Origin of the sequence: Ureibacillus chungkukjangi, from assembly GCF_044795995.1 — a bacterium.
Classification (GTDB): domain Bacteria; phylum Bacillota; class Bacilli; order Bacillales_A; family Planococcaceae; genus Ureibacillus; species Ureibacillus chungkukjangi.
Genome location: NZ_CP085009.1, coordinates 3,583,204 through 3,604,230 on the forward strand (window position 1 = coordinate 3,583,204; position 21,027 = coordinate 3,604,230).

Below are 21,027 nucleotides of genomic sequence, written 5' to 3' on the forward strand. Positions count from 1 at the left end.
AATACGCTCTGTGCAGTGTATTTAAATATACAGTGTTTTTTCTAGATAGAGGTAATTATTATCGAATTGTGCGTTTGCTTTTTGGAAGTTTTTATATTCCTTTTTGTTTTGGGCTACCATTCCTTCGACTAATGCATGGATTAATGAATGTGCGGCAGTTATTGTTTCTGCTAGTGCATTTTTTTGTGCCCCAACTGTAAACATGATGTCTGCATAGTCTCTAATTGCTGAGATATTTGAATGAGTAATCGCAATTACCTTTACATTTCTACTTTTTGCCCATTTCGTTATCTTGAAAGCATCTTCGTCAAGTTCTTCAAGCGCTAAAACAAATAGTAATGAATTTTCTTCCATAGTGCCGATTTGCTTCACTATGTTTTCTGGTTCTGGCTGAATTTGCTTCACATGCTTTCGATAATTGCTTAATGTACAGGTGAAGAAGCTTGCTGAAGGTGAAGATTGTCTTAAACCAAGTACATAAAGAGAAGTTGATTGGTGCAATAATTTAATTGCTTGATCAAATTGTTCTTCATTTGTCAGATTAATGGTATTTAATATACAGGCTACATCTCGGTTCATTACCTCATTTAGCAGGTTTACATTCTTCTTAGCAGCTTTCTGATTTGACTCTTCAACTGTAATTTCTTCTCCTGTTAGGTCTGCTTTAATTTTTTGTTGTAGCTCTGAAAATCCCGATAATTCCATTGCATAACAGAATCGGATAACTGTAGATTCGCTAACCCCTATTAGCTTTCCAACATCAGAAGCTATATGAGTAGCTATAACATTTGGGTTGTCAATAATAAACTGAGCTACTTTACGCTGACCTCTAGACAGACGAATAAACCTTTTTTTTATTTGATTACAAAAGCTCATTTTAGCCCCCACTTCCTCTATTTATTTATTAATAAATAGTTAACATACATATACTAATTTAATAACTGATATTATCACTAAGATTAATTGAATACAATGATTTTTCAGAAAAAACTTCAACGCACTAAACCGAAAAAGTCGAAATTTTGTCAAAATTAGTTAATCCAGTTATGTTTTATCGATAAATTACGATTATACGCAAATAAAAAAACTGATTCAAGTTTTATGAAAAACTTGAATCAGCTATAAATTATCTATTCTAACTCAGTTTGTTTAGTTTCTTTCCCTAAAAATAACACTGCTGCTGCACCAATTAATATTGAGACACAAAAGATGGCAAAAATATAGCCAATATCATAGCCAGCATTTAATAAATAACCAACTAATAACGGTCCAAAGATACCGCCAATACGACCAACTGCTGCCGCCATTCCAGCACCTGTTCCTCTAATCATTGTAGGATACTGCTCAGGAGTATACGCATAAAGTGCACCCCATGCCCCTAAGTTAAAGAAGGATAATAAGATTCCGGAAGTAAGTAGCACAGCAATCGATTCTGCATTTCCGAAAACAAATGCACTTGCCGCTGTCCCTATTAAGTATGTGACAAGAACGAATTTTCTTCCCAATCTCTCAATAAACCAAGCAGCTGTAAAATAACCTGGGAGCTGTGCCAATGTCATAATCAGGACATATTTAAAGCTGGAAATTAAATCGAAGCCCTTTCCTACCATGACACTTGGTAGCCATAAAAACATTCCGTAATAAGAAAATACTACTGTAAACCATAAAATCCATAGCATGAGCGTTGAACGGGAATATTTTTTCTCCCAAACCCCTGCGATATTTTGCAGGATTGAGCGATTTTTTGTTTCTGGCTTCGCAGTAAACTGTGGAGAATCCGGTAAATGAATTCTGATATAAACAGCATACAAAGCTGGAAGAGCTGTTAATATTAAAGCCACTCGCCAGCCTTCAATTGGCCAAAAATCTGCCGGGATAACAAAATATGAAATGATGGCAGCTATTAGCCAGCCTCCTGCCCAAAAGCTTTCCAAAAGAACAACGACTTTTCCGCGTTCTTTTGCTTCAACACTTTCCGAAACCAATGTAGAGGCAACTGGTAGCTCCCCACCTAAGCCCATTCCAACAAAAAACCTTAATATTAAAAAGGCTACAAATGTTGTCGTTAAAGCAGACAAGCCACTTGCAACAGAGAAGATTATTAAGGTCCACATAAAAATCTGTTTACGTCCGACTTTATCTGCAAATACTCCAAATATTAATGCTCCTACTGCCATACCGATGGAGTTAATACTACCTATCCACCCCATTTGAGAGGAGGTTAAATTCCAATCTACTGCTAATGCAGCAATAACGAAGGATAGAATCCCCACGTCCATTGCATCAAACATCCATCCAACACCTGCTACTCTTAATAGCTTATTACGAGAAATTGGTGCTGTATCTGTGTTTTTACTCATTTAGTACCCACCTGTCTTTACACTTGAATTTACATATCTTTACCATACATTTATTTCAATTATGTGACAAGCTAAATTTTATATGTGTAAACTGTTAATTTAGTAAATGCTATTGAAAAGTACCGCTTGTTTGAGTTAAAATGTCTCTTATATACAAACAACTGTTCATTCCGTGTGAACAAAAGGAGCTAATCTGTTATGTGGAAAGGTCTAATTGAAGAATATAAAGAATTTTTACCCGTTACTGAAAATACACCTGCTCTAACTTTAAACGAAGGTAATACACCTCTTATTCATCTTGTTAACCTATCTAAAGAATTAGGGATTGAATTATACGGTAAAGTTGAAGGAGCTAACCCAACTGGATCCTTTAAGGACCGCGGAATGGTTTTTGCTGTAGCTAAGGCTCTTGAAGATGGAGCAAAATGTGTTATTTGTGCTTCAACTGGTAACACTTCTGCTGCTGCCTCTGCTTATGCTGCACGTGCAGGCATTCAATCAATTGTTGTCATTCCAAAAGGAAAAGTTGCTCTTGGCAAATTAGCGCAAGCTTGTATGTACGGAGCCAAAATCATAGAAATTGATGGCAATTTTGATGATGCCCTTTCTATTGTTCGCAAAGTTAGTGAAACAACTCCTGTAAAATTAGTGAACTCCGTAAATCCTTATCGCATTGAAGGCCAAAAAACTGCTGCATTTGAAATCGTAGATAGTTTAGGACAAGCTCCCGATTATTTATGTATTCCTGTAGGAAATGCTGGTAACATTACAGCTTACTGGAAAGGATTCAGAGAATATCACCAAGCGAAAAATACTGGCCTGCCTAAAATGTTTGGCTTCGAAGCTGAAGGTGCTGCTGCTATCGTAAAAGGTGAAAAAATTCAAAACCCTGAAACAGTTGCGACAGCCATTCGAATTGGAAATCCTGCTAGCTGGATTTTGGCAGAAGCAGCACGTGACGAGTCAGGCGGTATTATTGATTCGGTTACAGATGAGGAAATCCTAAAAGCATATAAGTTAATAGCAAGTACTGAAGGGATTTTTGTTGAACCTGGTTCTGCTGCCTCTCTAGCAGGCGTTATTAAGTCTGTTAAGAATGGGGGAATTGAAAAAGGCAGCCGAGTTGTAACTGTTTTTACTGGGAATGGATTAAAAGATCCAGATACTGCTATGAAGGTTTCAACAGTTGATTTAGTTTCACTTCAAAACGATGAAAATGATATCCGCCACTATATTGAGGGAATTCTATGAGTAAAAAATGGCAAATCATAGTCCCTGGTAGTACAGCTAACTTAGGACCTGGATTTGATTCCATTGGACTTAGCTTAAACCTTTATTTAGATTTAACAGTGACCTTAACAGACCAATGGGAAATTATCCATTTATCAGATCACCTTCCACATGATATCGTTATTGAAGAACACTTAATCTATAATATTGCGAAAGAAACTGCGGCTCGTTTTGATAAGCAGCTACCACCTTGTCGAATCGAGATGCGTAGTGAGCTGCCTTATGCACGTGGACTAGGCAGTAGCGCTGCTGCTATCGTTGCTGCTATCGAGCTGGCGAACCTAATTTGTGATTTAAACTTAACAACGCAGGATAAATTAAATATCTCTTCACAAATTGAAGGACATCCAGACAATGCAACCGCTTCAGTACTAGGTGGCTTAACAATTTCACAAATGGATGAGCAAGGCGTTGTTGATACCATCCATGTAAAAGATTTAGATGCTTCTTTTGTTGTGTTTATTCCAGCTGTAGAATTGAAAACTTCTGTGGCTCGAAAGGTTTTACCAGAGCAATTTGAACGCGGCTATGCAGTACGTGCTAGCGCTAATGCAAATATGCTTGCCGCTTCACTAATCTCAAAAGACTATACACGAATAGGACGTTACATGGAATCTGATTTATTCCATGAGCCCTTCCGTTCAAAGCTTATACCGTATTTTGACGAGATACACCTTGCTGCAAAAGAAGCAGGTGCTTTTGGTACAGCACTAAGTGGAGCTGGACCAACCGTTATTTCGATTCTTCCTAATGAAATTGCTGAACAGTTTGTTTTGACCATGAAAAAACGTTTCCCTACACACGAAATACTTTTAACGCAGCCAGACAGTCGTGGTATCTACGTTAAAGAGGTTCTAAATGATGTTTTAACATAAATGATTAATAAAGATGCCCAATGGTTCATATATATAACTATTGGACATCTTTTTTCATGCTCATTTTGTGAAAGCAAGCTGTCCAACCTATGTTTCACTTTGTTCAAACTAGGGGATAAGAGAGTCAAGGGGATGTTTTAATAACGATTAGAAAGGGGAATCGAAATGAAAATTGGGATTATTGGGGCATCTGGTAAAGCGGGTTATACACTTTTAACCGAGGCCAGGATGCGACATCATGATGTAACTGCTATCGTACGCAATCGGGATAGCGTTAGTTCACAGCCTGTCAAAATACTAGAAAAAGAAGCCTTTAACCTAACGCGTCAAGACTTACATCAATTTGATGTTGTTGTAAATGCTTTTGGCTCTCAACCTGGAGAGGAACATCTACACGTTGAGTTCGGACGCTTTCTAATCAGCCTTTTAGAAGGTAGCAGAACGAAATTATTTGTAGTTGGAGGAGCTGGAAGTTTATTTATTGATGGGAAAACCAGATTAATCGATATTCCGGACTACCCAAAAGAATTTAGAGAAATAGCTATTCAACAGCTACAAAACCTAGTCGATTTACAAAATTCCTCTATTAAATGGACATTTTTAAGTCCTTCTGCCTTGTTCGATTCCGACGGACCAAGAACGGGCCATTACATTTTAGGTAAAGACCATCTCTTATTGAACTCCCAACATATTAGCTATGTCAGTTATGCTGATTATGCCGTAGCTGCGCTAGACGAAATCGAAAGTCCCATTCATGAGAATGCACGTTTTACCGTCGCCTCTGAAAACGCCACTAGTAGCTCGTAAAAACAACCCATATAAGACAAATGTCTAAAGGTCAATTGACTATAAATAAATGCCCTTAAAGTCATCTTCTGTCTTTAAGGGCATTTTCAATTTAATATTAACAATTCGGTCCTATGTTAGTAGCAACAAACTTAAAGCCATGACAGCCATACCTGCTATTAATCCATAAATCGATAGATGTGTTTCATCGTATTTTTTGGCAGCTGGCAAAAGTTCATCCAACGAAATGAATACCATAATCCCTGCTACAGCAGCAAAAACAATACCAAACATCGTATCAGTTAAAAACGGCATTAATATTAAATAGGCTACGATTGCTCCAACAGGTTCAGCTAAGCCGGATAAAAACGAAAGCTTAAAAGCCTTTTTACGGATTCCTGTTGCAAAGAAAATTGGTATTGCAACGGCTATCCCCTCTGGAATATTATGAATGGCAACTGCAATGGCAATGGCAATTCCCACGCTCGGATCTTGCATAGCAGACATAAATGTAGCTATACCTTCAGGGAAATTGTGAATAGCAATAGCTAATGCTGTAAACATCCCCATCTTCATCAGTTTATCTTCATCCACATTAGGTGCATTCGATTCTGCAGCATGCACATCTTCTACCGTTTTTACCTCATGAGGGTTATTCTTTGTTGGAATAAAACGATCAATCAAAGCGATGAATATAATTCCTCCAAAAAACCCTATAACCGTCAGCCAATATCCTTGTGATTCTCCATGTGCTGCAACTAATGCATCCTTGGCCTTCACAAAGATTTCAATTAAAGAGACGTAAATCATAACACCTGCGGAAAAGCCTAAAGCAACAGAAAGAAACTTCTTATTCGTTCGCGAAGTGAAGAAAGCGATTAATGCCCCTACCCCAGTAGCCAAGCCTGCAAATAACGTTAAACCTAAAGCTAAAAGTACATTACCTTCCATTAGTGTTTAGTCTCCTCTTTTTATATGATACTAGTATTATATACCCTGAAGTTTCCTTTGTGCAACTTTTTTTACCTAAGTTACATCTTGTGAATGAGGAAAACTTTCAGAATATACAAAATTAAGTCATCAATCCTTTTTGCACATATCCAATCTATAAAAAAATAACACCCAATTTCTAGGTGTTATTCGCTATATTATTAATCTTACGCTTCCTTTGTTCATACCAAAATACACAAATGACGAACCAAGTGAATCCTATACACCAGCCCGCAATGACATCTGTGGCATAATGATGACTTTCTGCAATCCTTGAAAGACCTATTAGTAATGTTAAAATGATTGCAGTAGCCCACACAATAAGCGCTTTTTTATTGTTTGCCAAAGCCTCAGACAATAAGTAAGCGATTGTAAATAAGTAAAGTAAGCCAATCATAGCGTGTCCCGATGGAAAACTAAATGAAGTGACATCATTAGCTAATTCCGGTCGAGGACGATCAATCCAGTTTTTGATAAGCTGGTTCAATACTCTTCCCATCCCAATTGTTAATAAAACAAAAAGCATTCCACGATAATTTCGTTGTTTGAACCATAAAACGAACAAAAGAATAAGAGCAATAGTAGCTATGGCAGTTGTTTCTCCAAGAATATGAAAACTAGTTATCAAGTCATTTCCAAATAGAGTATCAGACATAGCTTTATCAAATTGAACGAAGGACGTCTTTTCGAAATTAGCTAGCATAAGTAAAAATAAACATAAAGTAAAAAGTGCAATAATATACGAAACTTTTTTCACATTGAATCTCCTTCCATTTTCAAAACATATTACCATATTATTCATTATTATTTATTAGTAAGTTTTATGCTTTAAAACTCAAAGCCACTAGCACCCTTAGCTGAAAAAATCCAAGAAAAATCCCAATAGCTTGTTTAATGACAAACCATTGGGATTAGTACTTATTCAACTACTGTGTAGCTACCATGCTCCATGTTAATAACGAATTCTGGCTTTGGTGGTTTACCACCATGCTCTTTAATCTTCTCTTTGTGACCAGCAATGTGCTCAGGACTCTTTTCCCATGCCTTCCAAGCTTCTTCAGATTCCCAACGGATAATCATCATGACTTCTTCTTCACCACGGCGTACATTTTTCACAAGAAGCTCACGGCCAATAAAGCCTTCTCTTTGTTCAATTAAAGTTGGGCCTTGACCTGGTTTCTTTTTGAAACGCTCTAAAATCTTATCTGAATTCCCTTCAGTAATCGTCCATTTACGAATTTGAACAAACATGAGTATTCCTCCTAATATTTAAGATAAGGCCATCTCAAACTTGAGATAGCCTTCTTTAAGATTCTATTATTTTAATTCGTCTAAAATTTCTTGGATTTTAGCAAGCTCAGATTGTAAGCCGCCTCCACTTAAATACCATAGTGGACCATCTAAGTAAACGATTTTGCTGTTTTTATAAGCTTCTGTTTCTTTAATAATATCATTTTCCATATCTTTTTCGATATTAGACTCGCCACCAGTTGCTGCTGTACGGTCAATAACGAATAATACTTGTGGGTCGAACTCTAAGATTGCTTCGAAACCAAAGTCTGAACCATGTGAAGATGATGCGATATCATCTGTTACTGGTGTGAAACCATAGATATCATAAATATAACCAAAACGAGATTCTTTAGCAAAACCAGATAATTTACCTTCGTTGTACATTGTTACTAATGAAGTTTCGTAATTAGAACCTAATGCTTTTACTTCTTCGATTGCTGAATCGATTTTAGAAATATGCTCTTGTACTTCAGCTTCTTTACCGAACATTTCAGCTGCAATTTCAGTTGATGCTAAGAATGTGTTCCAGTAATCATCTTGGTTTGTACCAACGAAAATTACGTTTGGAGTAATTTCTTTTAACTGATCATAGAAAGCTGATTGACGACCAGAGATGAAGATTACGTCTGGCTCTAGAGCTGCGATATCTTCAAGTAATGGTGTTTTTAAGTTACCAACACTTGCGTATTCATCTCCAGCATATTTTGAAAGGTGAGCTGGTAAAGTAGAATCCTTTGCTACACCAACGATACCTTCAACACCAATTGCATCTAATGTATCTAAGAAACCATAATCAAATACAACCATTTTTTTAGGCATTTCTTCTAAAGTAACATCTTCAAAAGCGATAGTTCCTGCTTCTTCACTTTCAGTTGAAGCAATTGTTGGAGATATAGTCATTGGGTAAGCTGGACCCTCTGCATTTTCAGTTTGTGTTTCTGAAGCTGTTTGCTCTTCAGAAGCTGTGTCTTTTTCTGGTGCAGTTGATTCATCAGCTCCACCACATGCCGCTAGAACAAATAATAAACTTGCTAAAATTACACTTAGTAATTTCCAATTTTTCATTTCTCTTTCTCTCCCTATTCTTCTATTTCAATAACGATATTGATAATGATAATCGTTATCAACTAATTAATTGAAATTATATCACCTAGAAATTAAAGGTCAACACTTTTTTTAAACTTTTTCCAATGTTTACAAAAAATGATTTAGAAAAGTGTGTTTTACTACATACTTCTCTAAATCATTAATCATTATGAATGCGAATTAAAGTACACGCATATCCGGCATCCATTTTGCTCCTGTACAGGAATATTCATATCATATATCTCACGTAATGCATCCGAGTTAATGATTTCATTTGTAGTGCCATCTTTTACGACTTTGCCATTTTTTAAAGCAACAATATAATCTGAATAGACCGAAGCAAAGTTAATATCATGCAATACAATTACGACAGTTTTACCAAGATCATCAACAAGCTTGCGTAAAATCTTCATGATTTGAACAGAGTGCTTCATATCTAAGTTATTTAAAGGTTCATCTAGCAAAATAAATTCAGTATCCTGAGCAATTACCATTGCAATAAAAGCACGTTGCTTCTGCCCACCAGATAACTCATCTAAAAACTTATCTTCCATATCTTTCAAATTCATATATTCAATAGCTTGATCTACAAATTGTTCATCCTCAGCTGTCAAACGCCCTTTTGAATAAGGATAACGGCCAAAAGAAACAAGCTCGCGTATGGTTAAACGCACATTTAAAAAGTTTGCCTGTTTTAAAATGGAGACCCGCTTTGCAAATTCATCGGACTTCCACTGCTTTACATTGTTTTTATCTAGTAATACTTCACCCGTGTCAGCATCTAGCAGACGACTAACCATTGATAATAGTGTAGATTTACCAGCACCATTCGGGCCGATAAAGGACGTAATAGCCCCAGATTGAATTTTAATGGAAACGTCTTCTACAACAGGTTTGTTACCAAATCTCTTAGTTAACCCTTTGATTTCAATCATCCTGCTGCCCTACTTTCCTTTAAGAGTAAGTAAATAAAGTAAATACCGCCGACAAAGTTAATAATGACACTTAATGTCGTATTCATCTCAAAAATATGCTCTACAATAAACTGCCCACCGACTAAAGCAATGACACTCATTAAGCCGGCTCCTAAAATATGAACAGAATGTTTGTATGTGACTAAAAACTGATAAGAAAGATTAGCAATAATTAAACCAAAAAACGTAATCGGTCCAACTAATGCTGTTGAGGTTGCAATTAGAACTGACGATAAAATTAATACGTTCAAAACGATTCGATCATAATTGATTCCAAGATTGATAGCATTTTCACGACCCAATGACATGACATCTAATTGGCCTAAAATACGATAGCCATAAGCAAATGCCAGTAAAAGGATTGCTAATGAAATATAAAGCAGCTCTACTTTTATATTCGTGAAGCTTGCGAATAATCTGCTTTGTAGGCTTAAATATTCGACCGGATCAATAAGAACCTGTAAAAAGGAGACAAGGCTACCAAGGAAGGTCCCTATAATCATCCCGATTAATAATAATAAATATATTGGATATTTATCGGCACGGAAAAGTAATCGATATAATATAATTGCAAACAATACCATCGCTACAATAGATGCTGCAAAATTTAAATATTGGTTGACTACCCAGATAGAAATTGAACCTGCAAAGAAGAAGATAAGAGTCTGAACAACTTCAAACATTGAGTCAAGGCCCATCACGGAAGGTGTTAAAATACGGTTGTGAGTTATGGTTTGGAACACTACAGTCGAGTAGGCAATTGCAAAACCTGTGATTATCATCGCACCGACACGCATCATGCGTCGAGGAAAGGCATAGTCAAAACCGCCTTTAATATCGTAAAATCCGTACAATAGTATACAGATCACGGCTACTATAGCTAAAATAATTAGTTTCGTACTATTTTTTCGCATATGCTCTCCCCCTAAATAACATAATTAAGAAGATGGCACTGCCAATAACAGCCACAGTAACATTTACAGGTATTTCAAATGGATAAACTATCACTCGTCCAATAATGTCACAGATTAATAGGAAAACGATTCCTAATACAGCGGTATGTGGAATGGTTTTACGCAAGTTATCTCCCATATATAAAGAAACAATGTTTGGTACTATTAGCCCTAAAAATGGTATAACTCCGACTGTCAGTACAACAGTAGTTGCAATAATTGCTACAAGAATTAGTCCAATATTAAGGACAAATTTATAGCTTAAGCCCAGGTTTTTTGCAAAGTCCTCTCCCATACCGGCAACTGTGAACTTATTAGCATAAAGATAGGCTAAAATAACGGCTGGTACACTCAGGTAAAGGAGCTCATAACGTCCTGCAATGATTAAGGTAAAGCTACCCATTAACCATGCGCTAATATTTTGAAGCAAGTCTGCTTCATATGCAAAAAATGTTGTAATTGAAGATAAAATGTTCCCGTACATTATCCCGATTAGCGGTACGAAAATCACATCTTTAAATTTAATACGATCTAAAATTTGCATGAAAACTAAAGTTCCAATTAATGCAAACGCAAAGCTAAAAATAACCTGCTGTGTATACGTTACATTAGTAAAGAACAACATCGAAATGAGAATCCCTAACTTTGCAGCATCTAATGTTCCTGCGGTTGTTGGGGATACGAATTTATTTCGACTTAAGCTTTGCATGATTAAGCCAGCAATACTCATCCCTGCACCTGCTAGAATAATCGCAATTAAACGCGGTACACGACTGATTAAGAAAATTTTCATTTCTCGTGAGTCCCAATCCAGCAAATGACTTGGTTTTATATCAATCGCACCTATAAATAGCGAAATAAACGACAGGATGATTGCTGCGATTATTAACATCCACAGTCTCATTTTGATCCCCATATTCTTTTTATTCTCAAGTATGTAATGAAAATGATTCTCAGCCTCGAGTACGTCTTTAATTATAAGGACTAAAATTTCAAAAATCAATACTAAATGAGAATGAGAATCGTTGAAAATGATACATTTTGTAAAACAATTTCCATAAAAAAACTCGACTCGATTATATCAAGCCAAGTTTTATATTAATATTCTATTTCTTGCGCAGTATCAATTACCTCTTGAGGAATTGTTATTTCCTCTACACCATTGAAATTGTTGAAGCTTATCTTCGAATTAGAAATTGTTGAAATACTTTCTCCTTCAATATTCATAGTGAAGTTGATATTGTTTACCATTTCAGTAATATCAAATGTTTCCTTATTTATCGTGATTTCATAACCTACTTTTTCAAACTTCGTATCTTGAAGAAGTTGCTGTGTTTCTTCCGTTGCAAGCATTTCATTTAGATTTAACTGCCCTAGCATAAATTCATTGAATTTTTCACTCGAAGTATCCAATTTCAGTATAAAGCTTGAGTCAGTTTGTTCGAATTTAAAGTCACTTATGAATTCTTTCATTTGTTCTAGCTGCTCTGCTGCGTTCACTTGCCCTGCTGTTTGCACAAGAATTGCATCAAAATCATCCGTTGGGAGCTTTGTCCAATACGCCTCTAACCCGTCATGCATATACAAACCATCTTCTGTCATATACATTTTTAAATTCATATTCAATTCTTCCGCGGCTTCTTGATCTCCCGTTCCAATTGTTCCTTCCATATATACTGATAACGGTTTTGTAATCATGTCCATCTTCATATCGCTTTTCGAATTAATTTCTATTGCCTCTTCACCCGAACCAAAAGACATTTCTTGTTCCATGTCAACAATTGCCGAAACGCTTTCTAATTCATTTTGACGCTCTAATGCCTTTTGATAGACCTCCTCTAGTGTTAGCTCACTATTATTTTCGGATCCCTTCGTAGGTACCGCCGAGTCATTGCAAGCTGCCAATACCAAAACAACTAAACTTGCTAAAAAAGCAATTCCCCATTTTTTCATAGTTTCTCATCCTCTCTTTTAGGGTATATATAATTAACGGATGAGAATTGGAAAAGGTGTCATTTTTTTCCTGAAAATAAATAAAAAAAGAAGCGTGAATAAAATCACACCTCTTTTTTCATTAATTTACTCCGCGCATCGCTTTGGAAATAATAGGCGTTAATACTAATAAAAGCACACCAATTACAATAGAGATACCACCAAGTGTACCGAAGTACGTAATTTCTGTAACAGCCTCATAGATTCGAACTAGCTGAGCATTAATGGCTTGGGCTGCAGCACTTGTTAAGAACCATAAAGACATTGTTTGAGCAGCAAATGCAGCTGGGGCAAGTTTTGTTGTAGCCGATAAACCAACTGGTGATAATAATAATTCCCCTACTACTACTAAGAAGAAGGAAAGAACTAACCACCATGGGCTAACAAGCGTTGTACCGCCAGACATTGAAGCTGGAATAATCATTACTAAGAAAGAAGCACCTGCAAAGAATAGTGAGATAGCAAATTTCTTAGGTGTAGATGGTTGACGACTTCCTAGCTTCAACCATAACCATGCAAACACAGGTGCAAGCATAATGATGAATAATGGATTTAAAGATTGGAACCATGAAACAGGAATTTTAAAATCTCCAACCATTAAGTTTGTACGAGTATCAGCATATGTTGCTAAAATTGTTGCCCCTTGTTCTTGAATCGCCCAGAACATAACCGCAGCAATGAATAATGGAATATAAGCTAATACACGAGATTTCTCGTCCTTTGTAGTTTTAGGACTACGATACATAACGATAAAGAAAATCGTTGGAATTAATACACCAAGTGTCGTAATGATTAAACTGAAGATTGCCATCGTTAAATTGCCAGTTGTATATAAAATTAGGCCAATAATTAAAATTACAATTATACCAATTGCAACACGAAGTATTGTTTTCTTTTTCTCTTGTTGTGTTAATGGGTTTGGAACTTCAAGACCCGCTAAACCTAAAAATTTCTTTTGTGTTACGTAATAAACTATTAATCCAAGTAGCATACCGATAGCAGCGATACCAAACCCTAAATGGAAATTATAGTTTTCTCCAACCCATCCAATAATAAGTGGAGAAATGAAAGCACCCATGTTAATACCCATATAGAAGATACTGAAACCAGAATCACGACGGTTATCGCCTTCTGCATACATATCTCCCACAATTGTGGATACATTCGATTTTAATAGCCCTGTACCGATGATAATAAATGCCATCGAGATTAATAATGCTGTAAGTCCGCCTGGGAATGCTAAAGCAATATGCCCAATCATGATGAGTACGCCACCATAGAATACTGTTTTACGAGTACCCCAAATGCGGTCTGCAAACCAACCACCAATAATACTAGACATATAAATTAACGACCCATATAGAGCCATAAGTGAGTTTGCTGTTCCTCGATCTAATCCTAATCCGCCTTCATGTAACTCATAGTACATATAAAGGATAAGAATGGCACGCATTCCGTAATATGAGAATCGCTCCCAAAATTCTGTAAAGAATAATGTTAATAATCCTTTAGGATGTCCAAAAAACCCTTTTTGAGGAACGGATTTGACTATTTCTTCTTTACTATACATAAAGATTTACCCTCTTCCGTTTATTGTTCATATCTTCTGACAATTTAAGTTATACCCCTTCAGCTGTCAAAAGTGCATTTTACTACATTAAATCATAATGAAAGTTTTTTCAATATATTATAAAAAAGTTAGAAATTTCAATTTCTTCTCTATTTTCATTATTTTTTAATTAATTCGCGCTTTTGTTTGGTATATCAATATAGTTTCAAATACCTATCACCAATAATCCCTCAAGCTTTTAGAAAATCAAAAAAGGTAACGATATATTCATCGTTACCCACTCTGCTTATTTTATTACATATTGCTCATATTTTTTCAAATCAACATCTTTCAGTTCCACTAGAAGCTTTGTCCCTAGCTCTTCATATTCTGTATCCTTTACTTGCGCATTTGAATTCAGGTACGATACAACATCCCCTCGATCGAATGGAATGAGCATTTCACACTCCACATAGTCTGAAAAGACATGCTGACGAATCAATTCGATTAGTTCATCTAATCCTTCATCTTCTTGTGCTGAAATCCAAATATTATCTCCACTCACTAATGGGTACTTCACATTTGCTAAATCAGATTTGTTATAAACATAAATGGTAGGAACTCCCTCAACATCAACCTCACTTAATGTTTTGTTCGTAACATCCATCATAAATGGATGTTGTTCATTTGATACATCCACCACATGTAATAAAAGGTCAGCATCTCTCGCTTCTTCTAAAGTGGAACGGAAGGCTTTAACTAGATGGTGAGGAAGCTTACTTACAAATCCAACAGTATCTGTTAGTAAAAAAGTCTTTTTATCAGGTAATTCGATATTACGAACAGATGTATCAAGTGTCGCAAACAGCATATCCTTTTCAAATACCTGTTTATTGTCCTCTTGTCCGATTTTCTTAAGAAGACGATTCATGATTGTGGATTTCCCAGCGTTTGTATAACCAACAAGGGATACAACTGGCACCTCATTTTTACGTCGTTGCTTTCTTTGCGTTTCCCTAATATTTTTTACAACCTCAAGATCCTTACGCAATTTGGCGATTTGGTCTTCAATTTTTCGTCTATCTAATTCTAATTTTGTTTCCCCAGCACCACGGTTTCTAAATCCTCCACCTGTACCACCACCTTGACGTGATAGTGAAGCATGTAGCCCAACTAGTCGAGGCAACATATATTGCAGCTGAGCTAACTCTACCTGCATTTGCGCCTCTCTCGTATTTGCCCGTCGATCAAAAATATCAAGGATCAGCATCGTACGATCAATTACCTTACATTCTAAATCACGCTCTAGGTTGCGAATTTGAGAAGGTGATAGTTCATCATTAAAAATAACAAGGTTTGCTTCAGACTCATCAACAAAATTTTTAATTTCGATGATTTTACCTGTTCCTACATAGTGAGAAGGATTTACCCTTTCTAAATTTTGAATGACATTTCCGATTACTTCAACCTCTAGTGCTTCTGCTAAGCTTTCTAATTCTTCCATTGAATAGGCAAAATTGCGATCGTTTTGTAAATTGACACCTACTAAAATTGCTCTTTCAATGATTGTTTCCACTTCTTGCAAATTTGTCACTAATATACCTCCCCGTTTGAAAACACAGCTTATCTATAGTAATAAGCGTTCAATATCCTTCTTTTTCTTTGGATGTAATATATCCATTATAGATTTCAATCTATCGTATCATATAGTATATGCTTAAAATCCATTTCAATTACGCTTCTTCCCTAAATCAAGTCATTCAACACTTCACTATAAAAAATGCCTCAAAAGTCATCATTCAACTTTTGAGACACAATTTTTACTTTTCTTTGTCTGATTTCAATAGCTCTAACGTATCATCAAATTCTTTTTCAATTTCAGCGTTATGTTTATAAGTCAATAAACTAATGATGACTGTTAAGATTAAGTTTATAATGAAGCCAGGTACGATTTCATAAAGCATTCCTGATAGTGTCTCGCTTTGTCCCCATACAAAGGCTACTACAGCTCCGGCAACCATCCCTACTAATGCCCCTATATTCGTAAGCTTCTTCCAATATAAAGCAAGTAAAATCGTTGGTCCAAAGGCAGCACCAAAACCAGCCCACGCAAACCCTACCAAGTCTAAAATAGAGTTCTCTGGATTCCATCCTAATATAGCTGCGACAATTGCAACAATAAGAACAGCAATTCGCCCTGCAGTAACATAATGCTTATCTGATGCTTCTTTTTTAAATAATGCTCTGTACATATCCTCGATTAATGCTGAAGAAGTTACGATTAGCTGAGAAGAAATCGTACTCATAATCGCAGCTAGGATAGCAGCAAGCATAATCCCTGCAATGAATGGGTGGAACAAGATTTGACCCATTACGATAAATACTGTTTCAGGATCATCCAGTGTTAGACCGTTTTGCTGGAAATAAGCATACCCGATAAGTGCCGTTAATGTTGCACCTATTAAGCTTAAAATCATCCAACCAATACCAATACGACGAGCTTGCTTTGTCTCTTTTACAGATTTAATAGCCATAAATCGAACGATAATATGGGGTTGTCCAAAATAACCAAGCCCCCAAGCAACAGATGAAATAACACCTGCAACAGTTGCAGTTGAAGCAAATAAATTAAAGTGTTCCGGTTTCATCGCTGTAATAGTATCAACTGTTTCACCAATACCACCTGTAAAGAAGATCCCGACAATCGGTACTAATATTAAAGCTAAAAACATGATTAGACCCTGTAAAAAGTCAGTATAACTAACGGCTAAGAAGCCGCCAAATAATGTATAACCAACCGTAACAACACTTACAAGAATCAATCCTGTGTGATAGTCAAATCCAAATGAGCTTTGGAAGAACTTCCCTCCAGATACCATCCCTGATGATACATAGAAAGTGAAGAAAACTAATATAACAATACCCGCTGCAATACGGATTAACTTTGTATTATCACGTAGGCGATTATCTAAAAAACTCGGTATTGTAATAGAGTCCTTCGAAATTTGTGTGTACACACGTAAACGTGGTGCAACAAAATACCAGTTTAACCAAGCACCCACTGTTAAGCCGATTGCAATCCATGCCTCAACTAAACCCGTTGCATAAATTGCCCCCGGTAACCCCATGAGTAACCAGCCGGACATATCCGCAGCCCCTGCACTTAACGCAGTGACAGCTGGACCTAAATCTCGTCCACCTAACATATAATCGTTTAAACTTTTCGTTCTTCTATACGCAAACCATCCAATAATAATCATAGCAAGCAAGTAAATCACAATTGCCAACAATTGAAACGCTTGATCTGACATCCCTAATCCCCCTAATTTATAATTATGTATTTTTTTAATAGAGTCTGTTAATGAAGTAAATTAAAGTTATTATTAAGAAATAACTCTATTTCGTTGAATCTAATTTAACATATTTCCGTTTTAAAGTATTTAATAATTTAGAAAAAAATAATATTTCAATCCCCCATCGTCATTTCGCTCCTAATAATGAAGCAATCACTGAAGTGAGAATTTAACACTTACAAACGCAGCTATGTTAAACTAATGCCAACAATTTATTAGAAAAGGCTGATACCTATGGATTTCGATCAAATGAAAACAGAATTTTTAAATCTTATAAATAGTAAGGAACTTATAAACGCCACAATTAGTCAACCACGACAAAAGTCAAATGATTTGAAGCGTGTAAAACTGAAGCCTCTCGAGCTTAAGGGTGTGTATCATATTCAAATTGAATATCAATATGAGCGAATCTTAAAGCACGAAAATGTTATACTCGAGCATTTCTCGGATTCCTTCGATATATTATTACCACAATTCCGTCAAATACATGCACAATTTAAAAATCAAAATATCCATATTCAATTATCCAAAAAAAATAAGGTTTTATGGAAAACCGAAAAGCTAAACGAGGCTAAAGAAATCAATTTCTCTCACAATCGAAAAAAGCAATATCTTTTAGACGAATCTACTCCTTACCCATTTTTGATTCGCCTGGGTGTGCAAACAGAAGAGGGAAAAGTTAAAAAGCAAAAGTACGATAAGTTCCGACAAATCAATCGGTTTGTTGAATTCATCCATGACTCGTTAGAGCATTTACCAAAAAATCGACAAATAAGAATACTCGATTTTGGTTCAGGTAAATCTTATTTAACCTTTGCACTTTACCACTATTTGAAGATTGAAAAGGGATTAGATATCCGAGTTACTGGGCTAGATTTGAAAAAGGAAGTTATCGAGGAATGTAACCAGATTGCTCAGGACTTAAATTATGAGCAACTTGAATTTTTAGTTGGAGATATCAATGATTATAATGATGAGAATTCAGTAGATATGGTCGTGACTTTGCATGCCTGTGATGTTGCAACTGATATGGCCTTAGCACGTGCAGTTAAATGGGGAGCAAAAGTTATTCTAAGTGTGCCTTGTTGTCAGCATGAGCTGAATCGTCAGCTGGAGTCGCCAGCCTTGGAAATTATGACTCAGCATGGCTTAATAAAAGAACGATTTGCTTCTTTAGCTACTGACTCCATAAGAGCCGAGCTGCTAACACTTGTTGGCTATTCTACTCAAATTTTAGAATTTATCGATATTGAGCATACACCCAAGAACATTTTAATTCGTGCATATTTTACTGGTAAAAAGCCATCTACTGCTCAACTAGAAAGATATCATGCCTTTACACAGTTCTTATCTGCAAAGCCTTTTTTAGAAAATGAGCTGAAAGATTATTTAAAGAAATAATCCTTCATAAAATAAAATAAATGGGTAAGTATATTAAATAAGAAGTTTCTTATTCAAAATATACTTACCTCCTTTCATTTTCCTTTATTTTACAAATAATACAATTGAACACTAGGTAATATTACGGCAATGTAAATTTTATAGACTTCGCGTTAAATTTTTGTACTGATTTTGCAAATAGTTTGTTATGATGATTTAGGTTTAATTTAACTTTTTTAATCACACGTATATCAGGGGGCAATTCCATGTTTAGTTCAAGAAAACCAGATCCATTTTTCTTATCTTTACACAAGATCGCAGAAAATATGAGAGAAGCTGTACATTACGCTAGAGACTTCAAAATTGAATCAGTTGCTGATTTAAAAGAGCTAAGCGTTAAAATGAAAAAATATGAAACTGATGGTGACCATTTAATTCATGAGTTAATCGTCATGTTAAATAAATCGTTCATGACTCCTATTGAGCGTGAAGACATTTTAGCATTAGCTAATAAAATGGATGACGTTTTAGATGGAGCAGAGCATTGTGTAGCACACTTTGAAATGTTCTCATTCACTGAAATTGATGATTCAATGAGAAAATTCTTTGAATACATTTCAAGAAGTGCAGATGAAATTGTTGCGGCTACTGACCTTTTAAACAAGAAGGATTTAATTGCAATGCGTAAGCATATTATCCTTATCAAGGATTATGAGCGTGAATGCGATGAAATTTCTCGTTCATCAACAAAGCAATTATTCTTAAATGAAAAGGATCCTATTCGTTTAATTAAAATGCGTGATATCTACGACCAGCTTGAAGAAATTGCAGACTCATGTCAAGATGTTGCAAACACATTAGAAACAATTATTATGCGTAACGCGTAAGATCAGGAGAATTTATAAATGGATACTATATTAATACTAACAATATTAGTCGTAATCTTTGCTTTAGCATTCGACTTTATTAACGGTTTCCATGATACAGCAAATGCAATTGCTACTTCTGTTTCTACTCGTGCATTGCCACCACGCGTTGCTGTATTATTAGCTGCTGTTATGAATTTTATTGGGGCAATTACTTTTGTTGGTGTAGCTAAGGCAATCGCCAAGGATATTGTTGACCCATTCGCATTAAATGCTACTGCCGATGATACAACTGGAACTATCGTTATTTTAGCGGCGTTACTGTCTGCTATTACTTGGAACTTACTTACATGGTACTTCGGTATTCCATCAAGTTCTTCTCATACATTAATCGGCTCAATTGCTGGTGCTGCTATTGCTGCAGCTGGGTTTAGCATTTTAAATTATGGTGGATTTACGAATATCTTAATCGGGTTAATCGCTTCACCATTTTTAGCCTTAGCCATCGGATTTTTATTTATGTCGATATTCAAAGTACTGTTTAAAAATCTAAATCTTTACCGAACGAACAAAGGCTTCCGTTCAGTGCAAATTGTTACTGCGGCAATCCAATCCTTTACCCATGGTACAAATGATGCTCAAAAAGCAATGGGGATTATTACTATGGCATTGATTGCAGCCGGTTTACAAACAACAGATGAGGTTCAAGATTGGGTACGAGTTGCCTGTGCTATCGCAATGGGGCTTGGAACTTCAATCGGTGGTTATAAAATCATCAAAACTGTCGGTGGTAAAATTATGAAGATTCGTCCAGTAAATGGTGTGGCAGCTGACTTAGCATCAGCTTCCATTATTTTCGGGGCGACAGTTATCCATTTACCAGTTTCCACAACTCATGTAATTTCTTCAGCAATTATGGGTGTAGGTTCTGCACAGCGTGTTAAAGGCGTTAAATGGGGCGTTGCACGTAAAATCGTTCTAACTTGGTTAATTACTATGCCAATTTCAGCTGTAATGGCGGGAATTATTTTCTTAGTTTTAAATCTGTTCTTTTAAGTAAAAAACCAAACGAATTAATTTTCGTTTGGTTTTTATTATTTATGCTATATCTAAATGTTGAGTCCCTTCACTTTCAGGGATCTTAATTGAAACTGAGTCTTCCTCATTATTCGTTTTAGGCTCATATGTCTTAAAGAATATTTGCATTGCTACGACAATTAATACACAAACCAAGATAATGAATCCCACAAAGTATATTGCTACCTTTTTTCCATTCATAA

General features: G+C 35.9%; 20 protein-coding genes. 6 read left to right on the forward strand and 14 right to left on the reverse strand.

Features of this window, described 5'->3' with window-relative positions; all coding sequences use genetic code 11:
• Window positions 1–21 precede the first annotated feature (21 nt).
• Both LG296_RS17690 and LG296_RS17695 read right to left on the reverse strand, forming a co-directional pair.
• A complete protein-coding gene (locus LG296_RS17690) occupies window positions 22–876 on the reverse strand; it encodes a MurR/RpiR family transcriptional regulator (protein WP_107934764.1) in 855 nt (284 codons plus the stop codon).
• Window positions 877–1,130: 254 nt separating this feature from the next.
• On the reverse strand, window positions 1,131–2,360 hold the full coding sequence (locus LG296_RS17695; protein WP_107934763.1) for an MFS transporter: 1,230 nt from the start codon (window positions 2,358–2,360) through the stop codon (window positions 1,131–1,133).
• Window positions 2,361–2,558: 198 nt separating this feature from the next.
• Between LG296_RS17695 and thrC the strand changes: the two genes are divergently transcribed.
• From thrC to LG296_RS17710, 3 genes are all read left to right on the forward strand, one after another.
• On the forward strand, window positions 2,559–3,611 hold the full coding sequence (gene thrC / locus LG296_RS17700; RefSeq protein WP_251401377.1) for a threonine synthase: 1,053 nt from the start codon (window positions 2,559–2,561) through the stop codon (window positions 3,609–3,611).
• The gene (thrB, locus tag LG296_RS17705; protein WP_107934761.1) at window positions 3,608–4,525 is read left to right on the forward strand and encodes a homoserine kinase; all 918 of its coding nucleotides are present in this window, start codon (window positions 3,608–3,610) and stop codon (window positions 4,523–4,525) included. The genes thrC and thrB overlap by 4 nt, the downstream gene beginning before the upstream one ends.
• Before the next feature lie 165 nt (window positions 4,526–4,690).
• Window positions 4,691–5,332: an NAD(P)-dependent oxidoreductase gene (locus LG296_RS17710; protein WP_107934760.1), complete on the forward strand. Its 642-nt coding sequence runs from the start codon at window positions 4,691–4,693 to the stop codon at window positions 5,330–5,332.
• A 111-nt stretch (window positions 5,333–5,443) separates the two neighbouring features.
• Here the strand turns inward: LG296_RS17710 and zupT are convergent, their stop codons facing one another.
• The 11 genes from zupT to putP all read right to left on the reverse strand — a co-directional run bounded on the left by zupT (window position 5,444) and on the right by putP (window position 17,459).
• Window positions 5,444–6,262, reverse strand: a complete 819-nt coding sequence (gene zupT / locus LG296_RS17715) for a zinc transporter ZupT (RefSeq protein WP_107934759.1) — start codon at window positions 6,260–6,262, stop codon at window positions 5,444–5,446.
• A 178-nt stretch (window positions 6,263–6,440) separates the two neighbouring features.
• Window positions 6,441–7,058, reverse strand: a complete 618-nt coding sequence (locus LG296_RS17720) for a phosphatase PAP2 family protein (RefSeq protein ID WP_107934758.1) — start codon at window positions 7,056–7,058, stop codon at window positions 6,441–6,443.
• A 161-nt stretch (window positions 7,059–7,219) separates the two neighbouring features.
• A complete protein-coding gene (locus tag LG296_RS17725; RefSeq protein ID WP_107934757.1) occupies window positions 7,220–7,552 on the reverse strand; it encodes an antibiotic biosynthesis monooxygenase in 333 nt (110 codons plus the stop codon).
• 66 nt (window positions 7,553–7,618) lie between these two features.
• Window positions 7,619–8,659 carry a siderophore ABC transporter substrate-binding protein gene (locus LG296_RS17730; protein ID WP_107934756.1) on the reverse strand — a complete coding sequence of 347 codons (1,041 nt, stop codon included), beginning with the start codon at window positions 8,657–8,659 and terminating at the stop codon, window positions 7,619–7,621.
• Between the two features lie 188 nt (window positions 8,660–8,847).
• Entirely contained in the window at window positions 8,848–9,615 is a 768-nt protein-coding gene (locus LG296_RS17735) for an ABC transporter ATP-binding protein (RefSeq protein ID WP_107934755.1), read from the reverse strand.
• Entirely contained in the window at window positions 9,612–10,568 is a 957-nt protein-coding gene (locus LG296_RS17740) for an iron chelate uptake ABC transporter family permease subunit (protein WP_107934754.1), read from the reverse strand. Before LG296_RS17740 ends, LG296_RS17735 begins: the two co-directional genes overlap by 4 nt.
• Window positions 10,555–11,511: an ABC transporter permease gene (locus LG296_RS17745; protein ID WP_107934753.1), complete on the reverse strand. Its 957-nt coding sequence runs from the start codon at window positions 11,509–11,511 to the stop codon at window positions 10,555–10,557. Before LG296_RS17745 ends, LG296_RS17740 begins: the two co-directional genes overlap by 14 nt.
• A gap of 194 nt (window positions 11,512–11,705) precedes the next feature.
• Window positions 11,706–12,560, reverse strand: a complete 855-nt coding sequence (locus LG296_RS17750; protein WP_107934752.1) for a DUF6612 family protein — start codon at window positions 12,558–12,560, stop codon at window positions 11,706–11,708.
• A 121-nt stretch (window positions 12,561–12,681) separates the two neighbouring features.
• Window positions 12,682–14,169 carry a peptide MFS transporter gene (locus LG296_RS17755; protein ID WP_107934751.1) on the reverse strand — a complete coding sequence of 496 codons (1,488 nt, stop codon included), beginning with the start codon at window positions 14,167–14,169 and terminating at the stop codon, window positions 12,682–12,684.
• Between the two features lie 286 nt (window positions 14,170–14,455).
• Window positions 14,456–15,742, reverse strand: a complete 1,287-nt coding sequence (gene hflX, locus LG296_RS17760; RefSeq protein ID WP_181417999.1) for a GTPase HflX — start codon at window positions 15,740–15,742, stop codon at window positions 14,456–14,458.
• Between the two features lie 226 nt (window positions 15,743–15,968).
• The gene (gene putP, locus LG296_RS17765) at window positions 15,969–17,459 is read right to left on the reverse strand and encodes a sodium/proline symporter PutP (protein WP_107934750.1); all 1,491 of its coding nucleotides are present in this window, start codon (window positions 17,457–17,459) and stop codon (window positions 15,969–15,971) included.
• Between the two features lie 276 nt (window positions 17,460–17,735).
• Here putP and LG296_RS17770 point away from each other — a divergent pair, with 276 nt between their 5' ends.
• From LG296_RS17770 to LG296_RS17780, 3 genes are all read left to right on the forward strand, one after another.
• Window positions 17,736–18,902, forward strand: coding sequence for an SAM-dependent methyltransferase (locus LG296_RS17770; protein ID WP_107934749.1), 1,167 nt, complete (start codon window positions 17,736–17,738; stop codon window positions 18,900–18,902).
• 245 nt (window positions 18,903–19,147) lie between these two features.
• Window positions 19,148–19,768, forward strand: coding sequence for a DUF47 domain-containing protein (locus LG296_RS17775; RefSeq protein WP_107934748.1), 621 nt, complete (start codon window positions 19,148–19,150; stop codon window positions 19,766–19,768).
• An 18-nt stretch (window positions 19,769–19,786) separates the two neighbouring features.
• A complete protein-coding gene (locus LG296_RS17780) occupies window positions 19,787–20,803 on the forward strand; it encodes an inorganic phosphate transporter (protein WP_107934747.1) in 1,017 nt (338 codons plus the stop codon).
• A 42-nt stretch (window positions 20,804–20,845) separates the two neighbouring features.
• Here LG296_RS17780 and LG296_RS17785 read toward each other — a convergent pair whose 3' ends face one another.
• Window positions 20,846–21,025: a hypothetical protein gene (locus LG296_RS17785; protein WP_107934746.1), complete on the reverse strand. Its 180-nt coding sequence runs from the start codon at window positions 21,023–21,025 to the stop codon at window positions 20,846–20,848.
• Between the last annotated feature and the right edge of the window lie 2 nt (window positions 21,026–21,027).